This is a genomic window from Microcoleus sp. AT8-A3 (assembly GCF_036705675.1).
Taxonomy (GTDB): Bacteria; Cyanobacteriota; Cyanobacteriia; order Cyanobacteriales; family Microcoleaceae; genus Microcoleus.
Window position 1 is genome coordinate 1 of sequence record NZ_JAUBVD010000082.1, and the last position, 20553, is coordinate 20553.

The following is a 20553-nucleotide window of genomic DNA, read 5'->3' on the forward strand; positions in this document are numbered from 1 at the left end:
CCGTCTTTTTTGGACGGGCCCGACGCCCATCCCACAAACTTTTTGAGAAACCCGGTTGCTTTCCAAAACCAAAACGGTTAAACCTTAGCAATATCCCCCGCTAAATCCATCAGCGAACCCGCACCTTCTACCTTAGCAACATCTAACAAAGTCTTCAAAACTGAATCGGGATTCAAACTAATCGAATCAATTCCCAACTCAACCAAGAAACGAGCAAACTCAGGATAATCGCTGGGCGCTTGACCGCAAATTCCAATCTTGCGATCGTACTTTTTGGCGGCTTTAATGGCAATTGCTACCATGCGCTTGACAGCTTCATTCCGTTCGTCAAAAATGTGTGCGACTAAAGCAGAATCCCGGTCTAATCCTAATGTTAGCTGAGTTAAATCGTTAGAGCCGATCGAGAATCCGTCAAAAACTTGGGCAAATTCGTCAGCAAATATGACATTGCTTGGCAATTCGCACATCACATACACTTGCAAGCCGTTTTCGCCCTTGACTAAACCGTGTTTTGCCATCTCTGCCAACACTTTTCGCCCTTCATCCGGGGTGCGACAAAATGGAATCATCGGAATCACATTTGTCAAGCCCATTTCGTCGCGGACTCGCTTTAATGCTTTGCATTCCAAAGCGTAAGCTTCGCGGTAATTCGGGTCGTAATAACGAGAGGCGCCGCGCCACCCGATCATCGGGTTTTCTTCCTTGGGTTCAAACTGCCGCCCGCCCAAAAGATTAGCATATTCGTTGCTCTTGAAATCGCTCATCCGCACGATAACGGGATTTGGATAAAATGCGGCGGCAATTGTGGCAATTCCGTGGGCGAGTTTGTCGGTGAAGAAATCGGGTTTGTGTTGGTAAAGTGCTGTCAGGTTTGCAATTTCTTCCTTGACTGATTCATCCACCAATTCGTCAAAGTGAATCAGTGCCAGCGGGTGTGCTTTAATGTGATTGGCAATGATGAATTCCAACCGCGCTAAGCCTACGCCGTCGCAAGGAATGGCTGATAAACCAAAGGCTTCTTCTGGGTTCCCGACATTCATTAAAATTTGAGTGCGGGTGCGGGGTAAATTCTCGATCGCAGTTTCTTGAATTTCAAAAGGAAGCAAACCGGAATAAACTTTGCCTTCATCTCCTTCGGAACAAGAAACAGTGATTTCTTGCCCGTTTTTCAAGATTTGGGTGGCATCGCCGGTGCCGACAATGGCGGGAATTCCCATTTCTCTGGCGATGATGGCGGCGTGACAAGTACGCCCACCGGAATTGGTGACGATCGCACTTGCTTTTTTCATAATTGGTTCCCAATCCGGGTCTGTTTTGTTGGTAACTAAAACTTCTCCTGATTGAAATTCAGCAATTCTGTGAACGTCTAAAATCACGCGGGCTTTGCCTTGTCCGATTGATTCGCCAACGGCGCGTCCTTTTGCCAAAACTGCACTGCTGCCTTGCAATTTGTAGTTTCGCAAAACTTTAGCAGACTTTTGAGATTGTACTGTTTCGGGTCGCGCTTGGACAATAAACAATTCGCCGGTATTGCCGTCTTTTGCCCACTCAATGTCCATCGGGGTGTACGTTCCGCGCACTTTTGAGTAGTGTTCTTCGATGACTACTGCCCATTTTGCTAGTTGCAAAATTTCATCATCTTTGATGGCAAATTTGTTTTTTTCTGCTGCGATGACCGAGACGTTTTTGGTGTATTTAGAACCACCGATATCGTACACCATTTTGAGTGTTTTGCTGCCGAGTCGTTTGTCTAAAATCGGACGAAAACCTTGTTTTAAGGTGGGTTTAAAGACGAAGTATTCGTCGGGATTGACGGTTCCTTGGACGACGTTTTCGCCTAATCCGTAGGCGGCGGTGACTAATACGGCGTTTTTAAATCCGGTTTCGGTGTCGATGCTGAACATGACGCCGGAGGATGCTAAGTCCGATCGCACCATTTTTTGGACGCCGACTGATAGGGCGACTTCAAAGTGGTCGAAACCCCGCTGTTGGCGGTAGGAAATCGCGCGATCGGTGAATATGGAAGCAAAGCATTTGTGACAGCATTCGAGAACGCCAGCGCAAGCTTGGACGTTGAGGTAGGTTTCTTGCTGTCCCGCGAAACTGGCGTCTGGTAAGTCTTCGGCGGTGGCGGAGGAACGCACTGCTACGTCTGTACTGTCGCCGTAGCGATCGCACAATTTTTCGTAAGCATCGGCGATCGCCGCTTGGAGTTCTCGCGGAAATGGTGTGTCGAGAATCAGTGCCCGCGCTTGCTTGCCTTTTTGTCGCAGGTTCTGCATATCTTCTACGTCTAAATCGGCAAAAATTTCGCGCAATTTAGCTTCTAAACCCGCTGACTGGATGAAGTACCGGTAAGCGTATGCTGTAGTTGCAAATCCGTTGGGAACTCTGACTCCTTGGCTGGTTAATTGTTGAATCATTTCGCCCAAAGAAGCATTTTTACCGCCTACTAATGGGATGTCGGCGATGCCGACTTCATCAAATAACAATACTAAGGCTTTTTCTTTGGGAATTACACCGGGTTTTTGATCAATTGCTAATTTTTCGATCATGGCTTTTTTCCTCTCAACTTCATCTCAGTTCGGTCAAAGCACAGTAAACAAAGGACAGTTTATTGGGAATTGTAATTTGGCTACCAAAGTTCTCTGATTTTTTCCTAGGCTGTATCAACCGAGTTTTCGATTGCCTCTACTTCAAGATTATCACTTTTTGGCTAAATAGCAAGGCCTGTGGAGATATTTGATTTGATTGCAAAACGTAAAGAATTTGCAGGAATGAGTTTATGTAAGGTATTATAAAAGAAGTGGTAAAAATATGAATAACGAAGATAGTTCTCACCGCTTTTTTGGCGTTGAGCGCTCATTGGTGCGGGGATATCGCTGGGATTGTGTTGGTAGCGGAATCCAAGGGCAAGAAACGGTGGGGTTCGATCGCGCGATCGGCTGAACCCGCCCAAAAACCGATACTTACTTTCCGATAGGAGTCGTGAGTCACCAAAAATAGGAGATTCTAGTTCAACCTCTCCGATTCATCTGTGGACTAAATCTAAAATCTAAAATCTAAAATCGGGTGACAGGGGCGATCGCCTCAAAAAATACTATGCAGCTTAGTTTCCTCCTGACACCGAGATTCTAAAAACCTTAAAAAATTTACCCCTGATTGCGTTAGCCTACTTAGAGGAAAAACACAATCGCATAGATATCAGATATTATATCATTTTCAATAAGCCTTTTAAGAGCTGGTTAGAAGAAACCCTCCCAAGAAAATTTACTCTTTCTGAAATGGGCCAGAAAGCCAGTTATTGAGAACCGTTCAACATCTAAGATAGAGTGCATTGTAATTGTTGAACCAAATAGTTTTCAACTGGGAACGGCGGATTTTGTGGCTATACAATTGTTTATATGCTATAATAGGTGGCTAAACTGCCTTATGACAAAAAACAAGGTATATGATATCAGTTTTGAGCCCACCCGCAAAGCGAAACGGCTTTAAAGTTCTTCTGGTCGAAGACAATCAAGCAGAAGCCGATCTGATTGAAGAATTATTATTAGAAACAAACGCCAGTAGAGCCGAACCCCAAAGGCTATCAGTAAGTTGTACGGACCGTCTGAGCAAAGCGCAGGAACTTTTGGTCAGCGAACATTTTGATGTGATTTTACTAGACCTTTCGCTGCCAGACAGCCAAGACTTAAATACAATTGTCAAAATACAAGAATATAGTCTAAATACTCCGATTGTCGTACTGACTGCCCGCAACGATGAAGAGCTTGCCCTGCAGTCAATCCAAGCCGGAGCTCAAGATTATCTAGTCAAGCGAAAAATTGACAGCGAAGTGTTAATTAGATCGCTTCGCTACGCAGTCGAGCGACAGCACAACCAAGAAGCTTTACGAAAAAGCGAAGAAAAATATCGCTCGGTAGTCGAGAATTCTCTCGTCGGAATTGCCATTCTCGCTCCTCCTATTTCCCCCTCAGCACCCGAAAAATGCGAGTGGTTGGAAGTGAACGATGCTTTGTGCGATTTACTGGGATACGATCGCCAGGATTTTTGGCATGAGAATTGGGAAATGTGGGTTTTTCCTGAAGACTTGCAGTCTAGTTTAGAGCAGTTAAATAAAATTTTGGCAGGGCAGAGTGAAGGCTATGTTTTAGACCAAAGATGGCGCAGAAAAGATGGAAAAACCGTTTATACTAGAGTTTACCTTCGCTGTATCCGCGCCCTAGACGGCTCGATAGACCGCCTGATTAAAGTAGTCTTGGACGTGAGCGATCGCTACCGTTACGAAGCTCAATTAAAAGCATCAGAAGAGTTTTTAAATCACACGATAAATTCTACTCCCGATCCAATTTTTGTCAAAGATGAGCAGCACAAATGGATCGTTGTAAACGATGCTTTTTGCAATTTGATAGGAAAAAGGCGATCGGAACTGATTGGCCAGTCAGGATACGATTATTTTCCCCCAGCACAAGCGGCTTTTTTTTGGCAACAAGACGAGCAAGTATTGCAAAGAAGTCTTGCTCAGGAAACAGAAGAAATTTTTACAGATAGCGGTGGTCAAGAACGCATTATATCTACTAAAAAAACAGTATTTAAAAAAACCGATGGGACTAAAATGTTGGTTGGAACAATGCGAGATGTGACCGAATACAAACGCCAGCAAATTGCGTTGCAGGAAAGCGAAGCTCGATTTCAAATAATGACGGACAACGTGCCGGGAATGATTTATCAATATCGGCTTTATGTAGATGGTAAAACATCTTTTACTTACGTTTCTTCTGGCAGTTGGCAGATATACAATTTAAAGCCAGAAGAAATAGAAGAAAATGCCAGTTTGGCTTTTGCAACAGTTCACCCAGACGACATCTCAGACTTGCAGCGATCGATGGCAACTTCAGCGGCGACTCAGCAAGCTTGGCAACACCAGTGGCGGCAAGTTATGGGAGATAGAGTGAAATGGCTTCAAGGCGCGTCGAAGCCAGAAAAGCAAGCAAACGGCGATATAGTTTGGGACGGTTTAGTGATGGATGTTACGGAATTGAAACAAACCCAGCAAGACCGCGATCGATTTTTTAATCTCTCGCTGGATTTACTTTGCATTGCAGGTTTTGACGGCTATTTCAAACGCTTAAACCCCGCTTGGTCAAATGTATTGGGTTATAGCAGCGATGAAATCTTAGCCAAACCTTTGATAGAATTAGTCCATCCAGAAGACCTAGAAATTACTGTAGCGGAATTAGAAAAACTTAAAAAAAGCCACCCGATTATTAGCTTAGAAAACCGCTATCTTTGCCAAGATGGTACTTATAAATGGCTGTCGTGGACTGCATCGCCGTTTGCAGAAGAAGGTTTGATTTATGCCGTGGCTCGCGATGTTACATTTAGCAAGCAAGCTGAAGCTGAATTGCGTAAGAGCGCAGCCACCAACCGCGCTCTTTTAAATGCGATACCAGACATGATATTTCGCTGTCGGGCAGACGGCACTTTTGTAGACTTCAAACCTGCAAAAGATTTCGATAATATCCTACCGCAAAAAGCACTAATCGGCAAAAAAGCACAAGACATATTGCCTGCTGCTTTTGCTGACAAAATCTTGTCGGGCCATCAACAAGCGATCGCCACTGGCGAGATTCAAGTTGTAGAATATCAAATGCCCGTTAATGATGAACTGTACGATTTTGAAGCGAGAATTGTTTTCTGCACGGATGACGAAATTATCGCGATCGTCCGCGACATCACCAATCGCAAACGTTTCGAGTCAAAACTCCACAGGCAAGCAGCAGCAATGGCGGCTGCTTCCGAAGGTATCGCCATATTCAGTGCCGACAAAGAGGTGATTTATTGCAACGCAGCACGACTCAATATCTACGGTTACAACTCTCTCGAAGAAATCTTAGGTAAAAGTTGGAAAATATTCTACCAAGGTGCAGAACTGCAAAGGTTCGAGCAAGAAGTCCTGCCGACTTTAGTGCAGAAAGGTTCTTACAGCACCGAAGCAGTAGGATGCCGCCGCGACGGATCGGAAGTCCCTCTCGATGTATCGCTGACAATGCTAGCCGGCGGAGAAACTATTTGCGTTGTTCGCGATATTTCTCAAAGAAAACAAGCAGAAGCAGCACTGCGGGAAAGCCAGCGATTCGCTCAGCAAATTGCTGGGGCAATTCCTAATATTTTGTATGTTTGTGACTTAATTGAAAAAAAAAATATCTATGGGAACGCTTCTATCTACCACATTCTTGGCTATACAGTAGAGGAAATTCAGGCAATGGGGCCGTGGATGATGTCAACTTTAATCCACCCCGAAAATTTAATCAAAATGCCTGATTATTTACAGCAAGTCGAAACAGGCAGCGAAGGGGATATCTTTGAAATTGAATACAGAATTAGGCACAAGGATGGTTCTTGGCGCTGGATGGTTAGCCGAGATACTGTATTTGCCAAAACAGCAGACGGTAAGTTAAAACAAATTCTCGGCACGGCAACTGATATTACCGAAAGCAAGCAAGCAGAAGATGAAATAAAGCTGTTGCTGGCCGCAACTCAAGCTATTAGTCAGTCTGCCGATTTTCACAGCGCCCTCCCGCAAATTCTGCGGTTGCTGTGCAATGCGATCGGCTGGAATTTTGCGGAAGCTTGGATACCGACTGCTAACGGTAGTTGTTTGGAACATAGCGAAACTTGGTACGCTAGCGATCGCGATTTAGATAGGTTCGGCCGCGAAAGTAAAAGAATTAGATTCGCCGCCGGAGTGGCAGTACCTGGACGGATTTGGTCAACCAGAAATGTAGAATGGATTGAAGATATTTCTCTAGCCAAAAATCATCTTTTTGCCCGATCGCAAATGGCGAAATCAGTCGGATTGAAAGCTTGTTTCGGAGTGCCAATTCACGCTAGTTCAAAGGTGCTGGCAGTTTTAGTATTCTGCAAGCGCGATCGCTCGATTATGGAACCGCGTATAGTAGAGTTGGTCAAGGCTGTAGCGACTCAGTTGGGCGATCATATTCAGCGCAAACAAGCCGAAGAAGAATTGCGTAAAAGTGAAGAACGCTGGCAGTTAGTTCTTAAAGGCAATCAAGACGGAATTTGGGATCTGAATCTTCAAACAAATGAAGCTTTTCGCTCGGCCCGCTGGCAAGAAATTATCGGTTACACAGACGGCGAAATCGACAGCACCAACAGCGCATCGATCGATCGCATCCATCCAGACGATCGCTCACGAGTGCAAGCAGCGATCCAAGGTTATCTCGATCGGCAAACCCCCAATTACGCCGCCGAATACCGCTTGCAGTGCAAAGACGGTAGCTATAAGTGGGTGCTCGCCCGCGCTCAAGCAGTGTGGGACGAAGCCGGAAACCCTCTGCGGATGGTGGGTTCGATGACGGATATTAGCGATCGCAAAGCAGCAGAATTAGCTTTACTGCAGGTCACTCAAGCCGTCGAAAGTACCAGCGATGCGATCGTGATCGCCGACTTGAAAGGGCGGTCTATTTATCACAATCAAGCCTTTATTCAGCGCTACGGCTACACAGTGGAAGAACTCAATAATCTTGGCGATATGACCGCGCTGTATGTCCGGCATAAAAATTACAAACAAATCTATAAAAGCCTTCGCAAAGGTCGCTCTTGGTGTGGCGAAGTTGCACTGCAAACTAAGAGCAACGAAGCAGTAACTGCTCTGGTGCGAGCCGACAGTATTCAAGATATTCATAGTAATTCAATCGGCTTGATTGCAGTAATTACTGATATCACAAAACGCAAAGAATCGGAATTAATTTTGCGACAAAAATTAAAGCGCGAACAGTTGGCAGTAGCCATGTTGGAACGCATTAGATATTCTCTAAATCTTGAAGAAATTTTAACCAAAAGTGTCGAAGAAGTGCGTCATTTTTTGCAAGTAGACCGCACTATTATTTATCAATTCAATCCTGATTGGAGCGGGTTTATCGCTGTTGAGTCGGTTGCCGAAAATGTTCGACCAATTGTAGGAATGGAAATTTATGACCCCTGTTTCGGGGCAGCCTACGTTCATCTTTACCAAGACGGTAGAATTAGAGCCATAGAAGATGTTCACAATGCGGGCCTAGCCGACTGCCACTTGGGTTTGTTGACTCGGCTAGACGTGAGAGCGAATCTGGTAGTGCCGATTTTGCAAGGCGAAAACTTGTGGGGGCTGTTAATTGCCCACCACTGCACGGGCCCGCGTCCCTGGCAACAATTGGAGGGAGAGTGCCTAAAACAATTGGGGGTGCAGTTGGCGATCGCCATTCAGCAATCGATGCTATTTGAACAAGCACAAACCGAAATTGCCGATCGCAAACTTGCAGAAGCCGCCCTGCAATTAGCTAAAGAAGCCGCCGAATCCGCCAACCGCGCTAAAAGCGACTTTCTCGCGAACATGAGCCACGAATTGCGGACGCCTTTGAACGGGATTTTGGGATACATTCAACTGCTAAAAGTCGATAAAAACTTTACCGCCGATCAACAGGAAAGTCTTAACAACATTCACCAGTGTGGCAACCACCTGCTGATGCTGATTAATGATGTTTTAGACCTCTCAAAAATCGAAGCTAGTAAAATGGATCTGTCTCTGACAAACCTGCATTTTTCCAGTTTTGTTAAAAGTATTATTGATTTGTTCCAGATGCGCTCTGCTCAAAAAGGAATTGCCTTTAATTACGAGCAGGTGTCAGCGCTGCCAGATGGCATTTTGGCAGACGAAAAAAGGTTGCGTCAAGTTTTGATTAATTTGCTCAGCAATGCCGTTAAGTTTACGAACAGCGGCAGCGTTACATTCAAAGTCGGTTATGCAGAAAATTTCCCCGATAATTATCATCAAACCAACAGCAAAAGTTCGATTTGGACAGCGGAAATTGCACCTAAAACAATCAATTTGACCGCTAATTTAGACGCGCAGCAAATGTCTAACCCGCCGCTGGGAACAACAGAAACGCGCGAGGTGACAACAGACAATACTGGCCGTTCCCCTACCCCTAAAATTCGCTTTCAAATCGAAGATACCGGCATTGGCATTTCTCAGAATAAATTAGAAGAAATATTTTTGCCTTTTCATCAAGTGGGCGATCATAACAATTTCGTCGAAGGTACGGGACTGGGACTTTCCATCAGCCAAAAATTAGTCAAAATGATGGGCAGCCAAATTCGCGTCCAAAGTACCTCCGGCAAAGGCAGCATATTTTGGTTGGATCTAGACTTACCCGCAGTCGCGCAGTGTTCGGAACTTCCCTCCCGACAAGAAAAAAGGCGGCTTGTAGGTTTTATCGGCCCCCAGCGGAAAGTGCTAATCGTGGACGATCACGAAGTAAATCGCGCCATGTTGCACAGGCTGCTTTTTCATTTAGGCTTTGAAATTGCAGAAGCTACAGACGGCGAAGACTGTTTGCACAAAGCACAGGAATTTCTACCGGATATAATTTTAATGGATTTGCTGATGCCGGTAATGAACGGTTGGGAAGCTACCAGGCGGCTGCGACAGTTGCCGGAATTAAAAGATACGGTTATCCTTGCTTTGTCCGCTAACGTTTACGAGACTACCAAGCAAGAGAGCATACTTGCAGGTTGCGATAATTTTATCACCAAGCCGATTCAAACTAATGAGCTTTTAGAATTATTGCGCCTGCATTTGAGACTAGAATGGGTTTACGAAGAAAGATCGCAAACCAAAAAGCGGACATATCGAACTGCCAAAGCATCTTCTGAGATTGCTGCTGCTGACTCAACGATGGTGTCTCCTGCCTCAGAGTCAGTCTTGGCGTTGTTAAGATTGGCTGCAATGGGCGATATTGAAGCTATTCTGGAAGAAACTGCTAAACTTGAACATTCCGATCCGAGATTAGTGCCTTTCGTTCATCACCTGCGCCAACTTGCTAAAGGATTTCAGCTCAAGCAAATTCGAGATTTTTTGAAGCAACATTTGTCCTAAAATTGACTGTAACTAACAGACAACTTAAAATCAGTTAAATCTCTGATCTTGCACCATGGTCAGCAACAAGCTTCCCGGCTTGTTCCACAGAGACTGAATTTCTTGTGGCGAGTAGGGGTTGGACCCCAGATCCCGCCCACAAAAGAAAATAGTGATTGCAAATAAAGGCATCTATGAAGCAACCGGATTTCTAGAGCCGCAGAAAATCACTTGAATCCGATTTAAACTCACAAACCACCAATCAAAAATCAAAAATTTTAATATTTCCCTTGAATATGAACGATAAGAATTCCGAAAGAAGCATCATACAAATTGTCGATGACAACCAAACAAATCTTGACGTACTTTTCGAGTTGTTAAGGAATTACGGGTTTAAAGTATTAGTGGCTCTAGACGGCGAAAGTGCGATCGAGCAAATTGACTACATTCATCCCGACTTGATTCTTTTGGATATCATGATGCCAGGAATTGACGGTTTTGAAACTTGCCGACGCTTGAAAGCAGACGCGTCAACGCAAGATATTCCCATCATATTTATGAGCGCCCTTTCCGATACGCCTGATAAAGTAAAAGGCTTTCAGACAGGAGCAGTTGACTACATCACTAAGCCTTTCCAGCACGAAGAAGTTTTGAGCCGGATTCAAACCCACTTGACAATCCGCAGCTTGCAAAAAAAACTCGAAGAAAAAAACCTCGAACTTGCCCACCTCAACCAAAACCTGGAAAGACTTGTTGAACAAAAAACCAAGCAATTAATCAACCAGGAAAAAACAGCCATCATCGGACGTTTGACTCAGGGCATGGTTCACAACCTCAAAAGTCCGCTGCAAGTGATTCAGACTAGCGTCGATTTGATTGAAACAAAAGCCACACAAATTCAAGAAGACTCTCTGTTTAATTATACTAAGTATATTTTTCAAGCAGTCACAAAAATCAATCAGATCATGGATACTCTGATGATGAAAAGCCGCAACGAGCAAAAGCAAGATTTGCACCCGGTGAATATCAACGATTTAGTGCAGCGAGAAATTCAGCTATTGGAAGGCAACCTATATTTTAAAAATAAAATTAGAAAAAAATACTTTTATGACGAAGAAATTGACAGTATTCCATTGATTTATTCCTATCTTTCTCAAGTATTTTATAATTTAATTAATAATGCAATGGATGCTATGTGGGAAAAGAAAAGCAGAGAAATAACTATCGTGACGCGGCAAGACGACTCGAACATATACATGGATATTGCAGATACGGGATGCGGCATATCATCTGAAGATTTGCCAAAACTTTTTGATCCTTTTTACACATCCAAGCCGCCTAAAGGCGAGGCAAAAACGGAAGGTGAACCAACAGGAACTGGTCTAGGACTTTATACTTGTATTGAACTTTTAAAACCTTTTAACGGTGAAATTGCTATTAGCAGCAATGTCGGTCAAGGCAGCGTGTTTACAGTTGTGCTGCCCAAACCGCAGACAAATTGAGCGACTCAACTGAGTTAACTTGTGTCGGGTTAGACAACCATAATTAAGTTTGTAATTAAATTTGTAGCATGGAATGCAAGTCTTGGTTACTCGCTCAAGAGAGGACTTGCATTGCTCAATACAAACAAGCGCTAATTGCGGGCTATTAACCGGACACAATCTCAGAGCGGATTTTGTAAATTAACGGTAATTCTCCTAGCTTAGTAAGACTATTCCAAAAACAAATATTTTAACTTTAGGCAAGCTTTAAACGGCTATTTAAAATCTAAATTTTCAAAGGCTATCAGCAATGCCAATCCTGATTAATCCGCGTTCTTTTGATTTGCCTCTTGCTATTCCCCTGCCAAAGGTTGTAAATTAAAATAGAGTTGAGTTGCAATATTGGTAAGAGTATAATAGTTTTGGGCCACTAGGTTTGGGGCCAGGCGGACAACTTGCAGCGAACAACTCAATTCTACAAATAAATCTGGGTGGTCTGCAAGCACACAGCGCACTCTAAAGCGTGTGCTTCAAGTTCCCCAATCATCAGCTAGGTAGCTGCATCCGCTGCTGAGATTTTATAATTACTAAAAAATAGCAAAAGGATACCCGTAAAAAAAATGCTAGTTTACGCAACAGCCAAACCGCGATAGTCATCAGTCATCAGTCATTCCAAATCTAAAATCTAAAATCTAAAATCTAAAATGGTATGACATCTGTGTTTGAGTCAACTTTAACGCTTAGTTTAAAAATTCTTTTAGTAGAAGATTGTGCCGAAGATGCAGAGTTCATTCAAGAACTGCTGTCTGAACCCCAACTAGGACACTTAATTGATGTGACCAATGTAGTTCGCTTTCGTGAAGCGATAGAAATTTTAAGGGAGCAAATTTTTGATGTAATTTTATTAGATATTTCACTTCCTGACAGCCCAAAATTTAATACTTTTTTCCGACTTCAAGATTGCGGTATCAATACTCCGATCGTCATTCTGACAGCGGCTGATGACGAAGAACTAGCTGTCGAGTTAATTGCCGCCGGCGCCCAAGATTATCTGGTGAAAAGACAGGTAGACAGCCGGCTGCTGGTACGGACGCTCAGGTGCGCGATCGCCCGCCAGAAACGGCAAGCAGAATGGAAAAAAAGTCAAGAAAAATACCAGCAGGTTGTTGACAATATCAAAGAAGTTGTTTTTGAAACAAATACGGCGGGCAATTGGACTTTTCTCAATCCGGCTTGGACAGAAATCACCGGATTTACCGTTGATGAAAGCTTAGGAACTTCCTGTTTGAGTTACATTCATTCTGAGGATCAATACCAATATTTAAATTCGTTGACAGGTCTGAGCGAAAATCAAGAAACATCCAATTGCTATCAAATTCGATATCTTACAAAAAATGGCGAAATTCGGTGGGTAGAAGTGCAAGAATTTTTTCTTTGGGGCGAGAACGGCGGGGCGCAGGGGACGACAGGAACTATCAATGATATTACCGATAAAATTTTAGCACTTTCCGAACTAGAAGCTAGTAAAAAGTTTTTGAATTATACAATCGATGCAGTGGCAGACCCACTTTTTGTCAAGGATGAACAGCACCGCTGGATACTGTTAAATGATGCTTTTTGCAAGCTGCTCGGCAAGGAGCGCGAGGAACTGCTGGGCAAGTCGGATTATGACTTTTTCCCAAGACAAGAAGCTGAGATTTTTTGGCAGAATGACGAACAAGTTTTTAGGACGGGGGAAGAAAACGAGAGCGAGGAAATATTTACGGACGGCCGCGGTGCAAAGCACATTTTGTCTACTAAAAAAACTGTATTTGAAAATAGCGATGGCAGTAAAAATCTCGTCGGGATAATTCGAGATATCACTGAGGATAGGCGCAAACAATTAGCGCAGCAAGAAAGCGAAGCTAGACTTCGGCAACTTGCAGCCAATTTACCGGGAATAATTTATCAATTTCGTCTCTCAACAGACGGAAAAAAAAGTTTCCCTTATATTTCTTCGGGGAGCATCGATTTATATGAATTGGAGCCAGAAAATATTCAGCATAATCCTCAACTACTTTTTGATTTTATTCATCCAGATGATTGTCAAAAATTTGAAGAATCTATTGCTGTTTCTGCGGCAAATATGCAGCCATGGCAGCAGGAATGGCGGGCGATTGTACCGTCGGGAAAACTTAAGTGGATGCAAGGGGTTTCGAGACCGGAACGAGTTGATTTTGCGACTAAAATAGGGCAGGAAGGGGATATAGTTTGGGAAGGGATCGTGCTGGATATTACTGATTTAAAGCAGACTGAAGCAGCTTTGCGGGAGAGCGAAGCCAGATTTCGATCGCTCGTTGAGAATATCCCTGGCGCTATCTGCCGCAGCTTGTACGATGCTGAGTGGACGATGGTATTTATTAGCGATGAAATTGAGGTAATTAGTGGGTATCCTGCTGGAGATTTTATTCGCAACAACGGCTTAAGTTTTGCGAGCATTGTCCACGAGGCAGACAAGGAAATGGTCGATCGACAAATCAGCGCAGCAGTAGAGTCGAAACAGCCGTACAATCTAGAATACCGGATTGTTCGCGATGACGGAGCGGTGCGGTGGGTGTCGGAAAGAGGTAGGCCAACTTACAATCTGGAAGGGCTGGTTTTGTGGCTCGACAGAGCGATTTTTGATATTACCGATCGCAAACAAGCCGAACTGACTCTGTGCCTAGTAACTCAAGCTGTAGACAGTGCTAGTGATGCGATCGCGATCGCAGATTTAGACGGTTATTCCGTTTATCATAATCAAGCATTTATTCAGCGCTACGGCTATACAGTGGAGGAACTAAATAATGCCGGCGGCCCAGCAGTAATGTACCCCAAATCTCAAGACTTGAGAAAGTTATTTAGGGTGCTGCGGAAAGGTTTTTCCTGGGAAAGTGAAATTGAAATCAAGAGTAAAAATGGCGATATTATAGAAACTTTTTTGCGGGCTAACTGCATTAAAGATAGCGCTAAGCAACCGATAGGAATGATAGCCATAATTGCCGACCTCACAGAAATAAAACGCACCGAATCGGCATTAAAACTCAGTCAAGAGCGATTACAGTTGGCGGTTTCCGGTAGCTCTTTGGGGCTGTGGGATTGGAATATAGCTACTGGCGAAACTTATTTCGACTTTTATTGGAAATCAATGCTAGGCTATGCAGAAACCGAAATTGAAAATAACCTCAAATGTTGGGAAACTTTGCTGCATCCCGAAGACCGAGTGAAGGTAATGGAATGTTTAAATTCCTATTTGGAAGGTGAGACTGATATCTATGAATTTGAATTTCGGATGCTCAATAAAGCGGGCAATTGGCAGTGGATTCTGGCGATGGGCAAGGTAGTCGAGTACGACGAATGGGGTACGCCACTGCGGATAACAGGCACTCACAAAGATATCAGCGCCCGCGTTGCAGCAGAAGCCGAAAAAACGCAGTTGATCGCATCTTTGCAACAAATTGCCGAACAGTTGCAAGCAGCGCAAAAAATAGCCCGCATCGGCAATTGGGAATTTGATAGGGAGACAGGAGTTATTACTTGGTCGGAAGAACTGTTTCGAGTTTACGGTCGAGAATTGAATCGGCCGCCGACAATGGAAGAACTTTTAGAGCAAATTCATGCCGATGACAAAGAAAGGTTTGCAGAAGTTGTACAAAAAGCAGTGACTGAAGGAACAGCTTACGACATCGACCACCGCATCTATTTTCCATCAGGAGAAATTAGGCACGTTAACGCTAAAGGAAAAGCTGTTAAAAATGAGTTGGGTCAGGTGGTGCGGCTGTGTGGCACGGCAATGGACATTAGCCATCGCAAAAAAGCAGAAATTGCTTTACAAGAAAGCGAACAGCGATTTCGAGCTGTATTTGAACAAGCGGCGATTGGCATTGTCAAAGTGTGGCGCGACGGTCAATTTTTGAATGCAAATCAAGGGTTTTGCAATATTGTCTGCTACTCAGAATTAGAGCTAAAATCGCGAAATGTTGGGGACATTTCTCACCCCGAAGATGTAGCAGCAGATGTCGAGTCGCGCGACAGACTGTTAGCTGGGGAAATTTTTAATTATTCTATTGAAAAACGCTTTATTCGCAAAGACGGTTCATTTGTTTGGACTAATATGACTGTATCTTTAGTGCGGGATGGGTTTGGGGAACCTAGCTATGTAATTGCTGTGATTGAAGATATTAGCACTCGCAAACTTGCCGAGGCTATCTTGCGCCAGCAATTAAAGCGCGAACGCCTGGTGGTAAAAATGCTGGAGCGCATTCGCTCTTCTCTCAATTTAGAAGAAATTTTGACAAACACTGTTGCTGAAGTACGGCACTTTTTGCAAACAGATCGGACAGTTATTTATCGCTTTAATCCCGATTGGAGCGGTTTTATAACTGTCGAGTCTGTGGGCGAAAATTGGCAGTCGATTCAAGGAATAACTATTAAAGATTCCTGCTTTGAAGACAGCTCTGCTTCTGCTTACGAAGACGGTCGCCCTCTAGCTGTGCATGATATTTACAAAGCAGGTCTTTCCCTGTGCTACATTAATTTATTAAGTCAATTTCAGGTGCGAGCTAATTTGGTAGTGCCGATTTTGCAAGGCGAGAAGTTGTGGGGGCTATTGATTGCCCACGAGTGCGCGGGCCGCCGTCGCTGGCTGGAAATTGAGGTCGAGTGTCTCAAACAAATTAGCGTGCAGTTGGCGATCGCGATCCAGCAATCAATGCTGTTTGAGCAAGCACAAAGTGAAATTGCCGATCGCAAACAAGCCGAGTCAGCCTTGCAGGAATCGGAAGCGCGAGAACGTTCAAAAGCGCTAGAGTTAGAAGCAGCTATTAACAAACTCCGAACGACTCAAGCTCAGCTCGTTCAAAATGAAAAAATGGTGAGCTTGGGTCAGTTAGTTGCTGGTGTTGCTCACGAAATTAATAACCCTGTTAGCTTTATTCACGGCAATCTCAATCCCGCTCGTAATTACACTTTAGATTTGCTGGAATTGATTAAAGTTTACCAGCATTACTGTCCTCATCCTCCGGCCAAAGTCTTGGAGAAAATTGATGAAATAGACTTGGATTATATTGCTGAGGATTTCCCGAAATTGTTTAATTCGATGCAAGTAGGAACCGAGCGAATTGTCGAGATTGTGAAATCGTTGCGTAATTTTTCCCGATTGGACGAGTCCGCGGGGAAGTCGGTTAACATTCACGAGGGAATTGATAGCACTTTGATGATTTTGCAAAATCGGTTAAAATCTCACAGCAGTCATGGAGAAATTCAGATAATTAAAGATTACCAAGTATTGCCACAAATTGAATGTTTTCCTGGCGAGTTAAATCAGGTATTTATGAATATTTTAATTAATGCGATCGATGCTTTGGAAGAACGGGACAAGCAGCGTTCGATCGAGGAGTGCGATCGACATCCCAGCACGATCGCTATTCGCAGTTATCAGGTGGCTGGGGGCTTCGTAGCGGTATCGATTGCCGACAACGGGGGGGGGATACCGGAGTCAGTGCGATCGAGGCTGTTTGACCCATTTTTCACGACTAAACCTGTGGGCAAGGGTACGGGTTTGGGACTGTCGATTTCTCACTCGATTATCGTCGATCGCCACGGCGGCCGATTGAGCTGTATTTCGACACCGGGTGAGGGAGCGGAGTTTTTAATTGAAATTCCAGTGCGGCCGAATTTAACTGGTAGGAATTCAAATTTGGGGCAATAAATTAGCAATTGGTAATTGGAAAGCGGAAATGGGCAATATCTCACATCTGGCACCCTTCTCAAGAACAGGCTTTTCGGCCTGTTCCACAAAGAGGGAATTTTCTTGTGGAACAGGCCGAAAAGCCTGTTCCTAAACAAGTAATATCATGTCCGGTCGATTAGCAGAAATCAGGTAGGGGCGGGTTCACCAACAATATCTGCTAATAATTAACAATCTCAAAAACCCGCCCGACCGTGATATTATGGTCAATCGAACGGACATGATATCAAAAAATTATTCTGATGCCAAGGTCAACAATATAAGTTATGAGTTATGAGTTGTGAGTGAAAAATCAAACACGATATTACAAATTACCTTCAAATTTTACATAACAATCGGGGAAGATTCCGAGTTACTGCTGGCGTGACAAATGCGATTTTTGCCTTCGGTTTTGGCTTTAAAAAGGGCGCTGTCAGCGCTGCGAATTAGGGCATTGGGAGATTCCCGGGCAGAAGGAATCGCTGTCGCAATGCCGCAACTGAGGGTAACGTAGGGGCCGATCGACGATCGCGCGTGGGGTAGTTTCAAGCTGGCGATGCCGTCGCAAATTTTTTGGGCGACAGCGTTTGCCCCTTCGGCGCTAGTGTTGGGCAGCACTAGGGCAAATTCTTCGCCACCGTAGCGGGCAGTCAAATCCCCAGCCCGGTTGGTGGCGCTGGCGATCGCCCCGGCAACTTGGCGCAAACAATCGTCCCCGCCGAGGTGCCCATAAAACTCGTTGTAAAGTTTAAAAAAGTCGATGTCAAACATAATTAAAGACAGCGGCAGTTCCTCTCTGGCCAATCTGCGCCACTCTAAGCTCAAAACTCGATCGAACTGGCGGCGATTGGCAATGCCAGTCAGTCCGTCAGTAGTTGCCAGTTGCTGCAATTTTTGATTGGCTATTGCTAGCTTGCGGTAAAGTTGAGATTGTTCGATCGCGATCGCCACTTGATTTGCCAAGTGCTGTAAAAAATCTATTTCCCACTGTTGCCATTCCCTGACACCACTGCAATTGTATGCTGTCAGCATTCCCCACAAACTATTGCCATTTTCTGCGATCGAATCCGGCAAATTTTTACCCTGCGCCTGCAGTTTGCCACTCGCCTGGTGCCAGATATAATTTTCCGCTGCATCTTGATTGTTCTCGACTTCCCAAACACTGGCTTCTTGTGTTTCTTTTGCCGTTTCCCAGTCGCCTGATTGCCAAATTGGTACGCTGATAACTGCTGCAATTTCACAATCTGTCAACAATTCTTTGCAACTGCCAGCCAAGGGGGCAGTGTTGACATCTGCTATTGCTTGTACCGATTGGGATTCGACTAAAACAAAGCATGACACCGCCAAAGCAGCACTAATATTTTGGTTTTCAATATAACCTTCTGGCAAACCGTCACCTGCGACGATCGCACCTTTTTGCTCTTCCCCGTCCAATTGAGACACCCAATCCTGACAGCGATAAATTAAAACGCGGTCTGTTTGGAGAAATTGGCGCACTTCTGCGACGGTACTTTGGAGAATGCTTGCCGGATCTATTGACGATCGAATATGTTCGATCATTTTGCCCAACAGCCGCTGTCGCAGAGCCTGCTGTCGCAATTGTTCTTCGATTTGCTGGCGTTCGATCGCGTAATGGATAGCCCGCACCAGCAGAGTTCGGTGAAATCTTCCCTTTACCAAACAATCTTGAGCGCCCCAGCGCAATACTGAGCGGGCTATATTTTCATCGTTGATATCTGTCAGCACCACAATTGGCAATGTCGGCCATCGCCCTTTCAAAACTGCGATCGCCTCGCTTCCCCTCAAGCTGTCTGACAGTGACAAATCTAATAGTACGGCGTCAAACTTGTCTACTTCCAGACGCCCAACTCCTATCTCCAGAGACTTAACAGTTTGGAGAAGAAATAGAGACTCGCTGAATGACCCTAGAAGGTCTTCGATCATTGTCGGATCTCCGAGGTCATCCTCAACCAACAAAATTTTCAGACATTGGTTACGTGTTAACACAACTATAGCGTTCGGAGCGAGTCGAAGGCAACTTTTTTGTTTTGATAGCGATACTTGCGATCGGCAAATATTTCCGCTTATCAAATTCACTATACACTCAAACTACGCATTTAGCGCTCCATTAAAGCTTACATATCCGGTGGGAGTGAAACGATCTCAAACCAATACTCACATAAAGTCTTCATTACTTCCAGCAATCCTTCAAAAGTTACTGGTTTGGATATGAAAGAATTGGCTCCCAAGCGGTAGCAAAGCAAGATATCTCCTCTGCGGTGGGAAGTTGTGAGTATTACAACCGGAATTTGTTGCAAATGAGGGTCAGCTCTGATCAAACTTAGTGTTTCTCGCCCGTCCAGCCTCGGCATATTCAGATCCAAAAGTATCAAGTCTGGCTGATGCCAATTGCTGCTACCAACATATTGACCACGACGGTACAAGTAGTCTAGAACTTGTTCTCCATTTTCCACAAATTCGCTCGTAATTTCAAATCGAACTTCTCCCAGTGCTTCCTTCACCAAAAAGCGCGTATCCTCGTCATCGTTGGCTATTAAAAGAGTAAATCTTTTCTTTTTATAATTCACGGCTTTGCCTCACTCCGAACGTTTTTTGTGAGGTCGCTGGACTTTGATCCGTGTCTGAGTACCTGCCAATAATCTCTTGCCATCATCCGGTAAATCTTGCAGAGAACACTGAAATTGTGTTGCAATAATTTACATTTTTTCTGCATTTGCAAAGGTTTGCGAATCATGATTGTTTCACTTGGCAGTCTGTCCGAAAACCTGCAAACTGCAAACACATCACAAATCTTTCTCCGCGAACTACTATGGAAACTACTGCATCCCAAAGCAAGATGCTCTGGATACAGTTGAAAAAAATTAACAAGTCTTGCGCGCACCGCTGATTTATAAGTTGTATAAGGATAGAGCTAATAGATTTATATTGATAGATTTATAGCTCGATGTCATCAGTGAATATGCTACACTTTATAAGCATTTTTGTAAAGAAAAGATAAAGATATTTAAAGCTTAAGTAAAGGACGGGTGACAATCAAGCAATTTGGTGACAAGCCCCCGGATTCATCCGTGGAGCGAGAAAAAAGCTCCGAATCCTCTTCACTTGCCCCCGGATTTATCAGTGGAGTCGCTTTCTTCAATTCTAAAATCTAAAATCTAAAACCTAAAATCTACAATCTACAATCTACAATCTACAACCTAAAATCTAAAATCTACAACCTAAAATCTACAACCTAAAATCTAAAATCTAAAATCTAAAATCTACAATCTAAAACCTAAAATCTAAAATCTAAAATCTAAAATCTAGAACCTAAAATCTAAAATCTAAAATCTAAAATCTAAAATCTAAAATCTAAAATCTAAAATCTAAAATCTAAAATCTAAAAT

The 20553-nt window shown here is 43.9% G+C and carries 7 protein-coding genes; 4 read left to right on the plus strand and 3 right to left on the minus strand.

Annotated features, from left to right (window positions below):
* Window positions 1-77 precede the first annotated feature (77 nt).
* Window positions 78-2555 carry a phosphoenolpyruvate synthase gene (gene ppsA / locus QUB51_RS27955; RefSeq protein WP_333057002.1) on the minus strand — a complete coding sequence of 826 codons (2478 nt, stop codon included), beginning with the start codon at window positions 2553-2555 and terminating at the stop codon, window positions 78-80.
* Between the two features lie 262 nt (window positions 2556-2817).
* Between ppsA and QUB51_RS27960 the strand changes: the two genes are divergently transcribed.
* From QUB51_RS27960 to QUB51_RS27975, 4 genes are all read left to right on the plus strand, one after another.
* A complete protein-coding gene (locus tag QUB51_RS27960) occupies window positions 2818-2949 on the plus strand; it encodes a hypothetical protein (RefSeq protein ID WP_333057001.1) in 132 nt (43 codons plus the stop codon).
* Window positions 2950-3451: 502 nt separating this feature from the next.
* Window positions 3452-9940 carry a PAS domain S-box protein gene (locus QUB51_RS27965; RefSeq protein WP_333264184.1) on the plus strand — a complete coding sequence of 2163 codons (6489 nt, stop codon included), beginning with the start codon at window positions 3452-3454 and terminating at the stop codon, window positions 9938-9940.
* Window positions 9941-10215: 275 nt separating this feature from the next.
* Entirely contained in the window at window positions 10216-11421 is a 1206-nt protein-coding gene (locus QUB51_RS27970; RefSeq protein ID WP_333056998.1) for a hybrid sensor histidine kinase/response regulator, read from the plus strand.
* 688 nt (window positions 11422-12109) lie between these two features.
* Complete coding sequence (locus tag QUB51_RS27975) at window positions 12110-17128, plus strand: PAS domain S-box protein (RefSeq protein ID WP_333264181.1); 5019 nt, start codon at window positions 12110-12112, stop codon at window positions 17126-17128.
* A 363-nt stretch (window positions 17129-17491) separates the two neighbouring features.
* Here QUB51_RS27975 and QUB51_RS27980 read toward each other — a convergent pair whose 3' ends face one another.
* Complete coding sequence (locus QUB51_RS27980; protein ID WP_333264177.1) at window positions 17492-19153, minus strand: diguanylate cyclase domain-containing protein; 1662 nt, start codon at window positions 19151-19153, stop codon at window positions 17492-17494.
* Window positions 19154-19281: 128 nt separating this feature from the next.
* Entirely contained in the window at window positions 19282-19734 is a 453-nt protein-coding gene (locus QUB51_RS27985; protein ID WP_333056994.1) for a response regulator, read from the minus strand.
* Window positions 19735-20553 lie beyond the last annotated feature (819 nt).